The sequence below is a fragment of the Nocardia sp. NPDC051052 genome (assembly GCF_044456045.1).
In the GTDB taxonomy this organism is placed as follows: domain Bacteria; phylum Actinomycetota; class Actinomycetes; order Mycobacteriales; family Mycobacteriaceae; genus Nocardia.
Map to the genome: position 1 here is coordinate 51939 of NZ_JBITFL010000022.1, position 15774 is coordinate 67712.

Annotated in this window: 15 protein-coding genes; 9 read left to right on the plus strand and 6 right to left on the minus strand. The window is 63.4% G+C overall.

What is annotated here, in order from left to right:
• Positions 1–249: 249 nt before the first annotated feature.
• The 3 genes from ACIBCN_RS42520 to ACIBCN_RS42530 all read left to right on the plus strand — a co-directional run bounded on the left by ACIBCN_RS42520 (position 250) and on the right by ACIBCN_RS42530 (position 4080).
• Complete coding sequence (locus ACIBCN_RS42520; protein ID WP_396998313.1) at positions 250–3210, plus strand: hypothetical protein; 2961 nt, start codon at positions 250–252, stop codon at positions 3208–3210.
• Entirely contained in the window at positions 3207–3539 is a 333-nt protein-coding gene (locus tag ACIBCN_RS42525) for a hypothetical protein (RefSeq protein WP_396998314.1), read from the plus strand. The genes ACIBCN_RS42520 and ACIBCN_RS42525 overlap by 4 nt, the downstream gene beginning before the upstream one ends.
• Positions 3540–3651: 112 nt before the next feature.
• Entirely contained in the window at positions 3652–4080 is a 429-nt protein-coding gene (locus ACIBCN_RS42530) for a hypothetical protein (protein WP_396998315.1), read from the plus strand.
• A 350-nt stretch (positions 4081–4430) separates the two neighbouring features.
• Here the strand turns inward: ACIBCN_RS42530 and ACIBCN_RS42535 are convergent, their stop codons facing one another.
• A complete protein-coding gene (locus ACIBCN_RS42535; protein WP_396998316.1) occupies positions 4431–5132 on the minus strand; it encodes an SMI1/KNR4 family protein in 702 nt (233 codons plus the stop codon).
• Positions 5133–5298: 166 nt separating this feature from the next.
• Here ACIBCN_RS42535 and ACIBCN_RS42540 point away from each other — a divergent pair, with 166 nt between their 5' ends.
• A complete protein-coding gene (locus ACIBCN_RS42540) occupies positions 5299–5433 on the plus strand; it encodes a hypothetical protein (RefSeq protein WP_396998317.1) in 135 nt (44 codons plus the stop codon).
• Positions 5434–5729: 296 nt separating this feature from the next.
• On the opposite strand, the gene ACIBCN_RS42545 is transcribed toward ACIBCN_RS42540, so the two are convergent.
• The gene (locus ACIBCN_RS42545) at positions 5730–6299 is read right to left on the minus strand and encodes a hypothetical protein (protein WP_396998318.1); all 570 of its coding nucleotides are present in this window, start codon (positions 6297–6299) and stop codon (positions 5730–5732) included.
• Between the two features lie 171 nt (positions 6300–6470).
• On the opposite strand from ACIBCN_RS42545, the gene ACIBCN_RS42550 reads away from it, so the two are divergent.
• The 3 genes from ACIBCN_RS42550 to ACIBCN_RS42560 all read left to right on the plus strand — a co-directional run bounded on the left by ACIBCN_RS42550 (position 6471) and on the right by ACIBCN_RS42560 (position 9107).
• Entirely contained in the window at positions 6471–6812 is a 342-nt protein-coding gene (locus tag ACIBCN_RS42550) for a hypothetical protein (RefSeq protein WP_396998320.1), read from the plus strand.
• Between the two features lie 564 nt (positions 6813–7376).
• The gene (locus ACIBCN_RS42555; protein ID WP_396998321.1) at positions 7377–7607 is read left to right on the plus strand and encodes a hypothetical protein; all 231 of its coding nucleotides are present in this window, start codon (positions 7377–7379) and stop codon (positions 7605–7607) included.
• 435 nt (positions 7608–8042) lie between these two features.
• Positions 8043–9107, plus strand: a complete 1065-nt coding sequence (locus ACIBCN_RS42560; RefSeq protein WP_396998322.1) for a GGDEF domain-containing protein — start codon at positions 8043–8045, stop codon at positions 9105–9107.
• A gap of 53 nt (positions 9108–9160) precedes the next feature.
• Here the strand turns inward: ACIBCN_RS42560 and ACIBCN_RS42565 are convergent, their stop codons facing one another.
• On the minus strand, positions 9161–10996 hold the full coding sequence (locus tag ACIBCN_RS42565; RefSeq protein ID WP_396998408.1) for an acyl-CoA dehydrogenase: 1836 nt from the start codon (positions 10994–10996) through the stop codon (positions 9161–9163).
• A gap of 262 nt (positions 10997–11258) precedes the next feature.
• On the opposite strand from ACIBCN_RS42565, the gene ACIBCN_RS42570 reads away from it, so the two are divergent.
• Positions 11259–11855, plus strand: a complete 597-nt coding sequence (locus ACIBCN_RS42570) for an alpha/beta family hydrolase (RefSeq protein WP_396998324.1) — start codon at positions 11259–11261, stop codon at positions 11853–11855.
• A 5-nt stretch (positions 11856–11860) separates the two neighbouring features.
• Here the strand turns inward: ACIBCN_RS42570 and ACIBCN_RS42575 are convergent, their stop codons facing one another.
• Complete coding sequence (locus ACIBCN_RS42575) at positions 11861–12097, minus strand: hypothetical protein (protein ID WP_396998326.1); 237 nt, start codon at positions 12095–12097, stop codon at positions 11861–11863.
• Between the two features lie 223 nt (positions 12098–12320).
• Here ACIBCN_RS42575 and ACIBCN_RS42580 point away from each other — a divergent pair, with 223 nt between their 5' ends.
• Positions 12321–13799, plus strand: a complete 1479-nt coding sequence (locus ACIBCN_RS42580; protein WP_396998328.1) for an alpha/beta hydrolase family protein — start codon at positions 12321–12323, stop codon at positions 13797–13799.
• 2 nt (positions 13800–13801) lie between these two features.
• On the opposite strand, the gene ACIBCN_RS42585 is transcribed toward ACIBCN_RS42580, so the two are convergent.
• Both ACIBCN_RS42585 and ACIBCN_RS42590 read right to left on the minus strand, forming a co-directional pair.
• Positions 13802–14503 (minus strand): class I SAM-dependent methyltransferase, encoded by a 702-nt coding sequence (locus tag ACIBCN_RS42585; protein WP_396998330.1) that lies wholly within the window; start codon positions 14501–14503, stop codon positions 13802–13804.
• Positions 14504–14513: 10 nt separating this feature from the next.
• Complete coding sequence (locus ACIBCN_RS42590; protein ID WP_396998332.1) at positions 14514–15734, minus strand: erythromycin esterase family protein; 1221 nt, start codon at positions 15732–15734, stop codon at positions 14514–14516.
• Between the last annotated feature and the right edge of the window lie 40 nt (positions 15735–15774).

The following is a 15774-nucleotide window of genomic DNA, read 5'->3' on the forward strand; positions in this document are numbered from 1 at the left end:
AGGACAAGCGGCCCGGAGTCATCCGGGTCGCTTTGTCGTTCCCGTGGTCCGGTGCGGCCGCTTCCGTTCTCCAAATTCTGATTGTGATTGAGGTCTGTTGTGGCGACTGATTCGGCATGGCCGGGGCAAAGCGAGGTGGCGCCGTGGGCGTCGGCGCGTACTGCTCATTTGGCCTCGTTGTCGACCGATGGGGGGTCGGCTGACCGTGCGGCGGGTGCTGGCAGCGGACGTGTTTACGACTTCCACGGCATGACCGCGGTTTCATCCGGTCAGAAGTTGGCGCGGATCTTTGCAGGGCAGGACATGGTCGAGGCCGCCCGTCCGGCGGTGAATTCGGCTTCGACAGTGGCAGATTCGGCTCCGGGTTCGGGCGTGCCGTTCGCGTCGCCGTCGGTGATCAAGCCGGTGAGTTTCCAGACCGGTCCGGGTGACCGGTCGATGGCGCCGGAGGAGCAGGCGGCGGCCAATCAGGCGCGTCGTGACGAGCAGACGCAATTCTCGCCGGTGCCTGGAGGCAACCAGCCGTCGCAGGGTGTGCCGGTCCCGTCGGCGAACAATACGGTGCCGCAGCAGAATGTGCCGCAGGTACAGCCGATTCAGAACCCACAACCCGCACCGGGCAACCCGGCACCGGGCACCGACAAGCCGGCTCCGGCTCCTGCTCCGGCACTGCCGGCGGAGGGTGTGCCGTGGGAAACCAAGGCAGACAACGGGGCTGCCGCCACGAGCATGATCGTGCCCGGCACCGGTGGGCAAACGATCGACACCACGATCCGAAACGCCGACGGCACGATCACCCAGGTGCGCTCGGTCTCCAACGGAAACGGCGGAGTGACAACGTGGACGGCCAACGCGGACGGCTCATTGTCGGTGCGATACCCCGACGGAACCAACGGCGCATCACCCAACCAGGCGAAGATCTACACGGTCCCGGCCGGCCAGGACCCATCCGGCCCGGCCCCGATCTCGACCGATATCAGTGCCGACGGAAAGAACACGCATACCGAGTCCATCAATCCCGACGGAACGCTCTCGCAGGCCGATTCCAAGGTGCGCGACGACGGCACGATCCGGACCGATCACCTCAATCCGAACGGCTCGGCGAGCAGCACGGTTGCTACGCCAGGCACGAATGGCGTAATTAATACCGCACTCATCAGTGATATCAATGCCAATGGTTATGGGTATGACACCGATGATGCCGGCATTCGATGGGACGTGACGCCGACGTCGAGAGAAGGCTTCGACTACAAAGCGCTCGAATTGCATGTGCAGCAGAAGGAAGGGGATAACTTCCGGGAAAAGGTCTTCGACAAGTACGGACATCTGATCAGCAATGATCTATACGATTCGGTCGGGTCGCTGGTTTCCGGATCGACGATTACTGATGGCGTGCAAATACTCACCGGCCGGGCGAGTGATGTGCGAAAGCAGGCCGCTGATCAGATGAATCGGGCGGTAATGGCGGCGATGGCGCTCAGTCGTGATCGCAACAGCTTCGATACGTCGAACAAGGATTATGTAGCTGCGCAACAGCTGTCCGACATGCTCATGGCTCTGCCTGGCGACAGTAATGCGCTGATCAAGACAGTTTGGAAAGACGGGCAACTTGTTCAGGTAAGCATAGCCGGTAAGAACGATATAGATCACGTCGTTTCGATCGGTGAAAAACCTGGCAAGTTGTCGGATCCGAACAGATTCCTGGAGTTCGATCGCCATCCGGACGGATCGATGATCGACGCTCGTGGAAATCATCTAGTTCAAGTCGAGGGTTCGATCATTCGTTATGGGCCTGATGGTAAACCGGTAATTCCGAACAGTAGCGAAGCCCGCCAACCCAAAATCGTCAAATACAGCCTCGCCGTCGGCGGCAAGTATGATTTCGAAGTAGAGCCGAAGGCATTCGAGTACACCGACAATCGGCGGTTCGTGCATCGCCCCGACACCGAGGTCAATGCCGAAATAACCGAAGTTCCCAAGCCGCCGGGTGTTGTCGCCGACAAGGTCTACAAGGTAGCCGGCGGCGGTGTGCTGATAGAGGACGCCAGCGGTATTCATTGGGCAACCGACCCCGGTCACGGTCCTAGTGTCGCGGAGCAGTTCGAGGACCTGGCATTCGAATTGGCGACCTTGGCGGTTCTCGATGGTGCCGGTCGGATTGCCTTCCGCGCCGGCGCCAAGGTTGTCGCCGCTTTCAAGGCGCGCGAAGCCGCAGCCCTGGCCAGTGAAGCCGCTGCGGCCGCCGCGGCGGCGAAGGCCGCACCCGGTATCGCAGCGAACACCGCCCGCGCCGGAATCGCAGATTCCACCGCACCCTTCTCCTGGGGTGGTTCAGCGGCCCCAAAACCGGTCCCGAAGGCCGGCTTGCCCGCCGAACAGCCACCGGCCGCCTGGGGCGGTTCGGCAGGCTCGCCGTCAGCGAAGGTCAGCCAGCCGCCCGTACAGGCCCCGGCGGCCCACCCGCACACAACACTCCCCGATCGCGGAGCGTCTATCCCGGCGCAGGGCGCTGAGCCCTGGGCGGACCTGCCGCCGCGCGCTGGTTCAAATGCGCCACGAGCCGGGCTGCCAGCCCCGCGAACCGCTGAGGTTGAGGTCGATACCGAACTCGGTGTGAGCATCAATGGCTCCCGTCCGCCGGCAAACCCGACCTCCGACGTCGGCCGCGGTGCCGAAGCGACGCGCGTAGGTCACGCTGCGTATGAACCTGTAACCGCAGGTCCGACGCGACTGATGCGGAAGGCTGGGAAGCCGCAGAAGTTTCCGAAACTGCCTCCGCTCAAGGGGGATCTGAGGTTCGGCGAGGAAACCACGATCGCGGTTGCGCAGAAGTACGGCATCGATATCAGCGGTATCCGATTCGAGCACTATCGCGGGAGCCTGCGCGGGCTGGGTTTTGGTGAAACCACCTCACCGCATAGCGTGACGCTTTATCCTGAAGCGTTCAGGAAGGGGGCTGAATTTATCAGAGTTATTAACGACGGTCTCATGAAATTGACTCCGGAAACTATATACCTGACCGGCGAGGCTAGATTGGCACGCACCTTGTATCATGAGAAGTTCCACGCTGACGAGCTCAAGCAGTTGGGTATGAAACAGCCTCCCAGAAACACGAAGGAGGTGCTTGAGTTCGAGATCAGAGCTTGGGCTGCCGAGAACGAATGGTGGGAGTCCGTGGGTAAGTACATACATGACGCGACAGGAAAATGATGATCGAGAACACTGACGCCGGCGGCCCTCGGTACCGTGTTGGTCGTGCAATATGGTTGGAGGTATTTTCCGGAATTATCAATGATCCGGCGAGTCTGCCGCAGACGTCCTGCCCGAACTGTGCGGCGGTGCCGGTCAGGGTTGCGTTCATCGGCCCTCCGGGAACCAGTGCTGGCAGTGGACTGCTGTGGTGTGACGCCTGCTTGTTCGGTATCTCGCTATCTCGGATGAATGTTCCGAATGAGTTCGAGGTGATGTCCAGCTCAACGCCGGTCGGCGATATTCTAGAGACGGCTTCAATTCCTGATTTCGAGGTAATTTGGGAGTGAACCATCGAGGGTGTCATGCGGCTTCGGCGGTAGAATTCAACTATCTAGGACTTTCGAAGGCGTCGATGGGTCGGTTGTCGGTGCCTCCGATGAGGAGATCGATCGTTTTGCTGTGGAGAAGGGTGTGGTCCGGGTTCCGGCGGCGGTCGGGGAGGTCCTACGGATCATCGGCGGTCAACCGGGATTATGGTTCGCTGGTACACATTTCGGTGTGCATGCCCTTGACGCTGGCACGAAGCGTGCCGCAGCCGTAACCGTCGACCGTGTACGGCACGACATCAGGGATGTTCCCGGAATGCTGGTGCTCAGTGCTCATCAAGGACACGCATACCGGTTGATCGACGGGGCAGTGCTTGATCAGGATGATCCGCCGGTGTGGGATGTCGTTGAGGGCGAGGAGGCTCGTCAGGCATGGCGCAGTGTTTCGGCATGGTTTGCTGCTTCTGCACCGAACGTTCCCGAGTTGTACGAGATGCTGCAGTTGAAGCGGGAAATCGGTAGGCGCGTTCCGAGTTGGGCAGCGGATATCGAATCTCCGTAACTGCTGCCCAACCACTGGCTTCGGTCGAATTGCCGATCTGATCAAGCCTGTTTCCAAGCGAGACGCTATCCTGGCGCGTATCGGGTGAGTCGGATTCACGCATAAATCAAAACGTCGCTGCCAACTGAAATGACAAGCGGCCCGATCCTCTGGGCCGCTTCGTCGTATTGCCACTATACTCCTCGAGTTGGGAGCGCGGCGCCTTTTCGATTTCCCTGATTTGTGATTGATGTCTGTTATGAAGTATTCTGATGGGCGAGCGGCGCGGTAGCTGTGCGTCTCGTACGACGCAGGGTGTTAGCGTCGGGCTCCACAGCAGCCGAGACGCTCGGTTGCTGTGGAGCATCAGCTTACATTTGTGCTGTCTCGAAGCGAGAATATAGTGCGTTGAATAATTGCTCGTCAGGGTCGCCGAACCAGGGCAGGATCTCTGTGTTCTCGTAGCTGCCGTCAGCTTCTTCGTCGTCGCCTATCTGTGAGGCCTGCCAGGCGCCTGACTGAACTTCGTCGAGCAGGATCCGAATTAATTCGGTGAAACTGGTTGCGCAGAGGAAGTGCTTTTCCTCATTCCTTCCGAAATTGATAATCTGGCCGACCGTTCCGGCGGGCGCTGGGTCGAGGTCGATTCCGATATAATCCTCCCTTACCGGATCTGCCCAGAGCGGGATCCATCCGGGCGAGGTATACAGGGGTTTGATCAGCCTCTCGGCACCATGAAATACATCGCCTCCGGCCTGGAGCGCTTCGATGTCGGGTCCGTTGCGAATCTCTGCCCAAAAGTTCCAGCGTTTCTGAATTTCGGTTGTCGACAGAAAGTTCAGCGTGGGAATACACGGGACTCCGTGCTCCGACCCGGATGCCGTGAGGGCTGCCTTCTGACCGTTGTGGACCGCGAGTACGGCCTTCACTTCGGCCGGGATCGTGGCGCCGACTGCCTCGTCCAATGCATCGAGTTCAGCAGGGGCGGCGGGAGGTGCGAGGTTCTCATACGCCAGCGGCACGTTGGCGCTGAGCCAGGAGACGTAGTTGTCGAAGATCTCGAGCGCGAGCACGACGTGGAACCTAGCAGCTCTCGGCTCTGTCCAGGCTGCTGACCATCCAATGCCCGATCGACGCCGACCGGACCGACGCCCACCGTCCGCGAGCTGTTCAACAACTCGATCGACGAGATGTTCATCGATCCGGCGACGGTGCTGTGGCAGCCTGCGCACGGCGAAGGTGATCACGCGGTGGGAGACCACTTGGGCCGCGGCCAAACTCGGGGCGAATGTCGTGCCGACGGTGCCCGCCCCCGGCTCCGCCGCAGCGGCAGGCGCCAAAGCCCTGATCGGGAACGAGGCCCCCAAGCTATGAGAAACCCTGACCGGCGCCGAGACCCTCCCAGGCCACAAGGATCGGCAGCGAATTCGGAACACGGCAGCTGCTCAACGGCCTGACGGTATATCAACGGACGCGTATTCCGTCGACCCATGTCGGCGCCCCGAACGCTCCGCGACCAGAGCTACCTTCGATGCATCCAGACATGGCACCTGCGGCAGAACGGGAGTTGAAGAAGTACTTCGTCCGCAACGTGCCCCACTCCACGGATCCGGTCCGGCTGGATGCGGAGTTCCGTGACTGGACCGGCGCACTCAGCCGATACAGTTTCTTCAAGCTGAGCCGACGGTGCTGGACCCGGATGAAGCGCTCACAGAAGCATTCGTTGAGGTAGAAATGAACGGCGCCAACGCATCCGAACCCGCCAAGGTGTTGCACCGACTACTCGTTGAATCCAGGAGACAGAAGTGAGCCGGATGGGTCAGTGCTCTGATGACGAGCAGTTGCGAGCTGCGTTCGACGGTGAGCTGGCACGTGCGCTGGCTGGCCAAGGCGTCCGTAACCACCGAGGCCTCGACTACGAGACCTTTCGAGCATTGGCCCGAGTGGCGGGTGCCTATCCGGTCGCCGCGCCCGCTCTGGTCGAGGCTGCGCACGGGGCTTTCGCCGGCCAGCTGGATGGCTCCAACGCGAAAAGCCACGTGCTCTCGTTCGCTGACGGTGAGGCCGAAGAATTGGCAGCGGAGAATGAATCTCAGTAAATCTCGATCGCGCTGAGGCGCGTTGCCGAGAACGGTTGACGAGTTCAGGCAATAATTGATATCTCCGATCGTGAAACAATTTCTCGTATCAACCACGAATTCGAGGGTCAAGAAACTACCGGTGCGGTCGTCATCTACCATGTCGATAGATTTCTGGGGCAAAAGATATTATGTACAGTCACGGCAGTCTCTGGTGGAAGGATGAGGCAAACGCTGAGCGACTCTCCAAGCCGAATCTATAGTGCGTGGTCGTGATGGGCTCGGACCATCCGTATCTCCAATGGACGATTTAAGACATAAGAGGCCGATTGGATGGGCATGTTCGAATTTCGAGTGGACAAGCAAGCTGGACAGTTCATTCAGTCCATTGTGCATGAAATGATGAAAATCTTCGGAATATCCGAGGATGAAGCGGTAAAAAGGGTAAATGCCCGTTTTTGTGGGCAGGCGTTTACCGGAGACGATATTATTTTCCACGAAGGAGAAGACTTCTGGGCTAAAGATATTATGTACGGGGGTGAATCGGCGTGGTGGAAGAACGAGGCTGACGCCAAAAGAATTCCATTATCGGATTTGCCTCGATCAAGGTTCAAGCCTTGCGCGGAGCGACCTGAACCCGACGCGAGTGGCAAGCAGGAGCGGCGAGACGATTGAGTATGCCGGAGATGCGATCGCGGTAGCGATTTTAGATTGAAGAAATGCGCCAGTGGAACGCTTACGCGGAACCGGCCACGTATTCATCGAAGATGTGTAGTTCGGTATGGCAGGGCGGTATTCGGTGAATCGGTCAGCGATGTTACATGCGTACCGTATGTGATGAATCACAACTTAGCTAGTGAATTGCTGATTGTGTGAGTTTCATTCGGAAGATGAATTTCTCCGCACACGATTGTGTGCTAACTATTTGCTGTATCCTTCGCCTTAATGGATCACCTGATCGATATCGAACGTCTATCACGCCGCATATCGGGCGTTTGCCAGCGGGGATCGGGCGTGCCCCCAAGTGGTTTGCCGATAGAAATCGGGTCACCACCTGGCTAAACGCTAGCTTACATTTTGAAAGTTGCACGACCCGCAGGTTGCAATCGATGAGCAACCGATGGCCAGAATCCGCGATGACTGAACGGTCGCTGTGCTATGAATCTGCGTGATAGAACTGCCTCGGTCGATACCAATGGGGTTTTCGACCAGGGAAGATTCTGTAAAGGAAACAGCTGAATGAGCAAAATGCGTGTGTTGGGAGTCGTGCTGGCCGCGGCGGCCGGTGTCATCGTCGCCGGGTCGGGGTTGGCTACCGCTGGTGCGGCTCCGGCCATCACTGTGGAGCCGGGTGTCACGGTGCAGCCGGTGATCGGCGTCGGTGAGCCGGATCCGAACGGAACGGGCTCGAGCAAGGCCATCGCGGACATCGTCAAGGCGCTGTCGAGCGGCTCGGCGGCCGCCAAGTAGCCCGACGAACAGATATAGCCCCGCGTACTGCTGGGGATGGACGGCGGGGCGTCCTGAATTTCACGAAGCGGCCCGGAGCGATCCGGGCCGCTTTGCCGTATTCACGACCTGCTCGCCTCTGGGGGGCATGCACCGTTTGCTGGAGGTTCATGACGGCTGGATCCGGCCCGGCCGTATCGGGCGGCGGTGTGCAACGAGGTTGGGGACAATCGGTGTCACGCGGCCTTGGTCAAGGTACCAAAAAGGTGACTGACCAGCGATGGCACTGCACAAATGAGCTCTCCGCCACATAGCGGCCACGTGCACCGAGGTGCATTGAGCCATACACTTGACCAGTTAGCTGGTGAGATTCCGACGGCGAAATCTCGCGCTCGGCGTATGCGATCGGATTGATCCTTCTGCGCTTGGTGGTGGCTTGTGGCCAATGGTCGCGTGATGCTCAAGGCTTGGTGGGATGACCCGGCCGATTACAACTGGCTGGCGCGCGCCCTCGACTCCAACGCGGCGGTGCACTGGACGAAGGTGATCGTCGGCACGGGCGGCCTGGTGCTCGCGGGTATCGCCATCCTGGCGTTGTCCTCCGAGACCGGTCCGCCGAGTCGGTTCGGCCAGGCACTTGACTGGATTGTTGCCGCGTTCGCGCTGTTCTGGGCCCTGCGGTGGTGGTTGTTGCCGTGGCCGAGCCGGACCGAATCCCTCGTCCTCTTCGCGGCCGCGGACATCGCGATAACGGTGGCCAACCTGCAGGAATCGAACCGGGTGTACGGCGCCCTCGGCGTGATCCTGCTGGTTGTTACCGGCGGCTATCTGGCGGTGATGCACAACGCCAAGGTCTTGGCGGTGCACGCGGTCTGGACGGTGCTTTCGGTGGTGGCGCTGACGGCCCGCATGGTGGCGGTGGGCGGTGATCCGATGGTCGGCCTCGCGATCGTGCTGATCTCGATGGCCGCGGGCGTTCTCCTGCTGCCTGCGATGCAGTTCTGTTACTGGGTGTTGCGCCAGGACGCCGTCACCGACCCGTTGACCACGCTGCTGAATCGTCGCGGTCTGGAGTTGTACCTGCATAAGTTGGTCGAGTCTGGTTGCCGCTCCCCGATCTGTGCGATCGCGGTCGATCTCGATCGATTCAAGGACATCAACGACCGGTTCGGTCACGCGGGCGGCGACGAGGTGCTGATCCGGACCGCGAAGCGGTTGCGCGCCGCGCGGGGACCAGGGATGGTCGTGGCGCGGACGGGTGGGGAAGAGTTCGTGCTCTTCGGGCAACTGAACGCACAGACCGCGCGGGTCGCGGCGGAGTTGGTGCGCCGAGCCGTCGCCGAGCCGGAGAACTCGGTCGCGGTAACCGCGAGCATCGGGGTCGCGGTATTCGACGGCGGCATCGACTCCCCGATGCCTACCGCGCTGATCCTGCGTGCCGACGACGCGATGTATCAAGCCAAACAACTGGGCGGCAACCGGGTCGTCGTCGACGAATTCGTCGAATCGAGTGTCGCCTGAAACACGAAACGGCCCGGAGCGATCCGGGCCGTTTCGTCGTTAGTACCTCAGTATCAGAATGCTGCTTCGTCCAGCTCCATGATGTCGTTGTCCAGGTTCGACAGGATGGTGCGGACCGCGGTCAGCTCCGGCAGCATGTTGCGCGCGAAGAATTGCGCGACCGCGACCTTGCCCTGGTAGAACGACTCCTCGGCGCCGGTGGCGCCGTTGTCGAGCGCCTTGATGGCGACCTCGGCCTGACGCAGCAGCTGCCAGCCGATGAGCAGGTCGCCGACGGCGAGCAGGAAGCGCACCGAACCGAGACCGACCTTGTACAGCTCGGACGGGTTCTCCTGGGCGCCCATCAGGTGCCCGGTAAGCGTCGCGGCCATGCCCTGCACGTCCTCGAGCGCGGTGGCGAGCAGCTTGCGCTCACCCTTGAGGCGGCCGTTGCCCGCTTCGGTCTCGATGAACTTCTGCACCTGGCCCGCCACGTGGGCCAGCGCGACGCCGCGGTCACGGGCGATCTTGCGGAAGAAGAAGTCCTGCGCCTGGATGGCGGTGGTGCCCTCGTAGAGCGAGTCGATCTTGGCGTCGCGGATGTACTGCTCGATCGGGTAGTCCTGCAGGAAGCCGGAGCCACCCAGGGTCTGTAGTGATTCGGTCAGGTACTGGTAGGCCCGCTCGGAGCCGACACCCTTGACAATCGGCAGCAGCAGGTCGTTGACCCGGTCCGCGAGATCGGCATCGGCGCCCGAAACCTGCTGGGCGATATCGGGATCCTGGTGCGCGGCGGTGTACAGGTAGATCGCGCGCAGGCCCTCGGCGTAGGCCTTCTGGCTGGCCAGCGAGCGACGCACATCGGGGTGGTGGGTGATGGTCACGCGGGGCGCGGCCTTGTCGGTCATCTTGGTCAGATCGGCACCCTGGACGCGCTGCTTGGCGTAGTCCAGCGCGTTCAGGTAACCGGTCGACAGGGTGGCGATGGCCTTGGTGCCGACCATCATGCGCGCGTTCTCGATGACGTCGAACATCTGCGCGATGCCGTTGTGCACCTCGCCCACGAGCCATCCCTTGGCCGGAATGCCGTTGCCGCCGAAGGTGACCTCACAGGTGGCCGAGACCTTCAGGCCCATCTTGTGCTCGACGCCGGTGACGAAGACGCCGTTGCGGTCGCCGAGTTCACCGGTCTCGTGGTTGAAGTGGAACTTCGGCACGAAGAACAGCGAAAGACCCTTGGTGCCGGGGCCCGCGCCCTCGGGCCGGGCCAGCACCAGGTGGACGGTGTTCTCGAACATGTCGTCGGCGTCGGCCGAGGTGATGAAGCGCTTCACGCCCTCGATGTGCCAGGTGCCGTCTTCCTGCTTGACGGCCTTGGTGCGGCCCGCGCCGACGTCGGAGCCCGCGTCGGGCTCGGTGAGCACCATGGTGGCGCCCCAGTCGCGGTCGACCGCGATCTTGGCCCACTTCTTCTGCTCTTCGGTGCCGTTGTTGTGGAAAATCGTGTTGAAGCCGGGGCCTGCGGCATACATGTACGCGGCGGGCTGGGCGCCGAGGATCAGCTCGCTGATCGCCCAGTGCACGGTGCGCGGCACGCCGAGGCCGCCGAGCTCCTCGGGGATGCCGAGCTTCTCCCAGCCGCCTTCCTGCAGTGCGCGGAAGGACTTCTTGAACGATTCGGGGATCGCGACGGTGTGCGTCTGCGGATCGAAGACCGGCGGGTTGCGGTCGGCGTCGGCGAAGGACTCGGCGAGCGGGCCCTCGGCCAGGCGACGCACCTCGTTGAGCATCTCCTTGACGGTGTCCGTGTCGAGGTCGCCGTAGGCGCCGCTGTCGAGGATGGACCCGAGACCCAGCACCTCGAAGAGGTTGAACTCCAGGTCGCGGACGTTGCTCTTGTAGTGACCCATGTCAGTACTCACTCTCCGTTGAGTTGGTGCGGTCGGTTGGTTGACCGTTCCCGCCCGTTGTCGCTCTACCGGTAAGCCCGCCCGCGTAGCGACTGCTTGCAGGTCGCTCGAAACGATCAGCCGCATGCTACTCGCGGGTAACTTAGGATCTATATTACCGGTCGGTAATGGACTGGCAAAGGCTCGAGCGTGAATGTGACGCGAAAAACAGCGGCGCGCGCGGTGTCACGGGTTGACCCGCCGACCCGCGTTACCGTGAACCGTGCGCATCGAGACGAGTGCCGGACCGGCCGAGATCGAGCTCGACCGGCCGCGCAAGCCCGCCTTCCTGCTGCTGCTGACCCACGGTTCGGGCGGCGGCGTCGCGGCAAAAGACATCCTGACCGTGCGCGATGCCGCGCTCGACCTGGGCGGCGCGGTGGCCAGGGTGATACAGCCCTATCGGGTCGCCGGACGCCGCGCGCCGGGGTCGCCGGTGCGGCAGGACGAGGCGTGGCTGGAGATCGTGACCGCGGTGCGGGCTCGGATCAAGAAGGTTCCGCTGATCCAGGGCGGGCGTAGCAACGGGGCTCGGGTGGCCTGCCGCACGGCGGTCGCGGTCCAGGCGCGCGGAGTGATCGCGCTGTCGTTTCCACTGCATCCGCCGGGGAAGCCGGAGAAGACCCGGCGCGCGGAGTTGCTGGACGCGGGCGACATCGAGGTGGTCGTCATCAATGGCGGCAGCGATCCGTTCGGCATCCCGGATGCCGCCGACGCCGCGGAGGTGCGGGTGATCCCGGGTCAACCGCACTCGTTCCGCACCGGGTTCGACGTCATCGCCGACACGGTCACACCGTGGTTGCGGCGGTGGAGTACCTAGCGGTCTCAGCTCATGCAGTATTTGGCGCCGTAAGAGATCGACTGCACGAGGCAGGCCAGGGACGCGGCGCTGCTCGACCCTGGCGATACGCCGATGGGAGCTACCTCGGCGCCGACGGGTGCCACCTGGTTGCTCGGCGCGAGCTCCAGCGGGATGCCCCCGGTGGCCGCGTTCGCCGCCCCCGCCCCGGCAGTCAGGGTGATCGCCACGGCAACAATGACTTTCAGGGCGGCACGGCTCATCGGATAGCTCCTAATGTGATGGATGGGATTACCCGCCACGTTAGCCACGTCGCACGCTGCGGACACGCCCCTGGTCTCGTTGGCCGCAGCTTCGGCGGCGTCTAGCCCGGAGCTCGTCAGCACCACATCACTCGGCGGCGGTAGGTCCAAAGTGTCTGTAGCACTGCGGGTCTAGACCCGCGGGCCGATGTAAGTCGACGTTTCCGTCTTTAGCGTGCAATACATGCAGATTGCCTTGATCGCCTGGCTGACGCGCACGCCGGCGATCCATAGCGTGTCCCTTCGTCGCTCGGTACTCGTCGCGATCGGTGTGATCGCGTGTCTGGGCGCCAGCATCGGCCCGGCCTGCGCTGTTCCCGCCGACGAACCGATCCAGGAAGAGGTCTCGTTCCAGAGTCACGGACTGACGCTGCACGGCACCGTCTTCGTACCGCGTGCCGCCGCCGGCGCAAGACTGCCCGGCATCGTTCTCGTCCATGGCTCGGGGCCGGGTCCGCGCGGCAAATACGTCCCCGAGGCGGCGGCGTTCGCCCGCGCGGGCATTGTCACGCTGGCCTTCGACAAACGCACCGACGGCTACTCGCTCATGGAACGAGACTTCGACCTGCTGGCTGATGACGTGCTCGCGGGTGTCGCGACGCTGCGCGGTCGCGTCGACGTGGACCCGGCTCAGGTCGGGCTGTGGGGTTTGAGCGAGGGCGGCTGGGTGGCGCCGCTGGCCGCCACGAAATCGCCGGATGTCGCGTTTCTGATCACCATCGGCGGCTCCGGATTCGATCCACTGCGCGGCCAGACCTGGAACCTTGGCAATCAGCTACGCCATCACGGGGTTTCCGGCGCATTCCGCGATGCGGTCGCGAAGCCGGGGGCGCTGCTGATGTCCGACACCGGATTGTTCCCGGAGGCCGGGTATGACCCGGTGCCGGTGCTCGAGCGGCTTCGGCTGCCGGTCTTGGCGCTGTGGGGCGAGCACGACACCCTCGCCCCGCCCGCCGAGAGTGCCGCGGTGTTCCAGCGGGCGCTGGACCGCGCGGGTAATCAGCACGCCACCATTCGTTTCGTGCCCGGGTCGGGCCATAACGGGCACGCCACCACCGACGGCTTCGACAAAGTCGGTGGTTTGGTTGTCGACGGTAAGGCGCTCGGCGCGCTCGGACCTGAGTATGCCGACGTGATGACCTCCTGGGTTCAGTCGGTCGTCGCCGGACACGCACCTCGGTCCAGCGCCGAACCTGTTCCCGCGCAAGCGGATACGAGCCAGTCGCCGTCGAGCGGGTCCTGGTACGAGGCGGCTGTGGTGCGATACGCCACGCTGGCGCTGTTGCTGATCGGATTCGCCGGATACCCGCTCACCGCCTGGATCGGGCGTGCGGAATCCGGTCGCAATCCGGCCAGGTGGCCTGCCCGATGGTTGTCCGCGACCGGGTTCGTCGCCGTTGTCGGAACCCTGACCTACCTGGTGTGGATCTTCGCCACCAGCGGCGCGGGGGCCACCGCGTTCGTCGCCGGCCGCACTATGCCATGGCTACTGCTGCAGATCTGTACCTGCGCGGTGCTGCTCGCGACCGCCGCGACCGCGATCTCCTGGTGGCGGGCGCGGGATCAGGTGCGCGGCGCGGTCCGGCTCCGGCTCGTCCTACTGATCCTCGCGGGAGCCGTGTTCATTCCCTGGGCCCTGTACTTCCGATTACTCCTGCCGTGAGCTCAGGAGGCCGATTCGACCGCGTCCGAGGCCGGCTCCGGGCGATTGGCGATGACCAGGGCGTCGATGGCGTCGCGGCCCTCCGTGGGGCGGAAGACACGCTCGGCCAGCTGGATTCGAATGCGGTGGTCGGCGACGGCCGCGCCGAGGTCGGCGACGATGTCGTCGGGGGTGAAGAGGACGGACGGGTCTTTGGGGCCGCCGTGCCCGTCGGTGAAGTTGGTGGTGTCGTGGCCGAGCACGAGCAGGGTGCCCTCGGGGGCGAGCAGTTCCGCGGCCCGGCGGACCACCTTGCTCCGCTGGTCGGCGGGCAGATGCAGGAAGACCATCAGGATCAGCTCGAACGGGCCGGTGATCTCGGCGGCGTCGAAATCGGTGACGTCGGCGCACTGCCAGCTGATCCGGCTGCGCACCGAGCGGGACAGCCGGGTGGCGATGGTACGACCCTTGTCGACGCCGACCTGCGAATAGTCGACGGCGTGCACCTGCCAGCCGTGGGTGGCCAGCCACAGGGCGTTGCGGCCTTCGCCGCAGGCCAGGTCCAGGGCGCGCGGGAGCTCGGGCGGTTCGCCGCCAGGGGTGTCGGGCCGCAGCGGTATCCGTCGCTCCAGCCCGAACACGTGCTCCACCACGGTGTTGTTCGGCGGTGCGCCCCAGACCAAGTCACTGTGCGCGTAGCGCTCGTCCCAATCGGTCGCATCCATGACCGCGAGTCTATTGATCGCCGATCGGCAGCCAATGCACCGGCGAGGTTGCCCGGATGTGCACCAGCACATCGAAGGCATCGGCCAGCGATGCCACGGAAATATTGGCGCCGGCATCCTTGGCCGGGTCGTAGATGCCGCTGATGACACGAGCCTTGGCCGGCCCGTCGCGCCACTCGCGCACCGCCTCCGGCGCGGTGTCACGCAGGTCTACGTAGTAGGCGGGCAGGTCGACCGAGCCGAGCATCGCGTCCAGCAGATCGGGCTGCGGGTCGGGTGCGGTGTTCATGCCGAGGTCGCCGTGGTGGAAGCCGAGGGCGACCGAGGCGTAGCCGGTGCCGAATTCGTCGTGCAGGTAGGCGCCGACGCCGCGGAATTCCGCTGTCCCGATGCCCAATCGGAGGTTCGTGGTGTGCGCGATGCCGTCCCAGTAGACGATCTTCGTGCCGGTATCGCGCTGCCAATCGATGACCCGCTGACCCGAGGGCCGCTCATCGCGGGCGAAGCCGCCCTGCCCGGCGACGCTGTTCTCATGGAAGTCGAGAATGAGCTTCGCGTGGGTGCGGACCTGAACGTATTCCGTTGTGGCCGGCAGACTTTCGAGCAAGTCGAAGGCAGCCCGTGCCTGCTCGGCAAACGGGCGTCCCGGATGAATTCCCTGATGACGCTGGACGTGTTCGTCCATCTGATGCGCCGTCCGGATCGGCGCGAGGTGTGCCTCGATGGCCGCCAACCGATCCGGTGCGACCCGGCGCACATAATCGAGCACCACGTCGTAGTCGGCAGGCTCCGCGCTGGGTGGCTGGACACCGAACACCCGAACCTGGTCGTCGGGATGCGCCTGGTTGAACGCGCGGATCCACCGCAGTGCCGCAACGGTTTCCGTCGTCCGCCACGGCCGCCACGACCCGGCGAGCACCGATTCGGGATCGCCGACTCCGTCGCGCACGTACCGATCCCACCGCTCGCCGGAACGGGCGCTGTCTTGAATCGCCAACCCGCGGAACCCATGTCGCTCCACCAGTGCACGGAAGACCCGCTCCTGCACGCCGTAGATCTGCCGGGAGAATCGCGTCGACTCACCGAGTCCGACCACCGTCGCGGACCCGAGTCGCTCGATCAGGAGATCGAGGTCTGGTCCGGTGTAACCGGGATCGGTATCGACGATCGGCCGGGCATTGGCGCTGAGCCAGGCACGCACGGTGGCGATCTCGGGTGCGGCGGTTTCCATGGTTCCTCCTGAACGACGACGATCCGACACGGCCAAGCCT

Excerpts from the sequence above, each read along its gene's own strand:
- ACIBCN_RS42520 (WP_396998313.1), top strand. The coding sequence starts at position 250 with ATGACCGCGGTTTCATCCGGTCAGAAGTTGGCGCGGATCTTTGCAGGG.
- ACIBCN_RS42525 (WP_396998314.1), top strand. The coding sequence starts at position 3,207 with ATGATGATCGAGAACACTGACGCCGGCGGCCCTCGGTACCGTGTTGGT.
- ACIBCN_RS42545 (WP_396998318.1), bottom strand. The coding sequence starts at position 6,299 with ATGGTAGATGACGACCGCACCGGTAGTTTCTTGACCCTCGAATTCGTG.
- ACIBCN_RS42550 (WP_396998320.1), top strand. The coding sequence starts at position 6,471 with ATGGGCATGTTCGAATTTCGAGTGGACAAGCAAGCTGGACAGTTCATT.
- ACIBCN_RS42555 (WP_396998321.1), top strand. The coding sequence starts at position 7,377 with ATGAGCAAAATGCGTGTGTTGGGAGTCGTGCTGGCCGCGGCGGCCGGT.
- ACIBCN_RS42560 (WP_396998322.1), top strand. The coding sequence starts at position 8,043 with ATGCTCAAGGCTTGGTGGGATGACCCGGCCGATTACAACTGGCTGGCG.
- ACIBCN_RS42565 (WP_396998408.1), bottom strand. The coding sequence starts at position 10,996 with ATGGGTCACTACAAGAGCAACGTCCGCGACCTGGAGTTCAACCTCTTC.
- ACIBCN_RS42575 (WP_396998326.1), bottom strand. The coding sequence starts at position 12,097 with ATGAGCCGTGCCGCCCTGAAAGTCATTGTTGCCGTGGCGATCACCCTG.
- ACIBCN_RS42580 (WP_396998328.1), top strand. The coding sequence starts at position 12,321 with ATGCAGATTGCCTTGATCGCCTGGCTGACGCGCACGCCGGCGATCCAT.
- ACIBCN_RS42585 (WP_396998330.1), bottom strand. The coding sequence starts at position 14,503 with ATGGATGCGACCGATTGGGACGAGCGCTACGCGCACAGTGACTTGGTC.
- ACIBCN_RS42590 (WP_396998332.1), bottom strand. The coding sequence starts at position 15,734 with ATGGAAACCGCCGCACCCGAGATCGCCACCGTGCGTGCCTGGCTCAGC.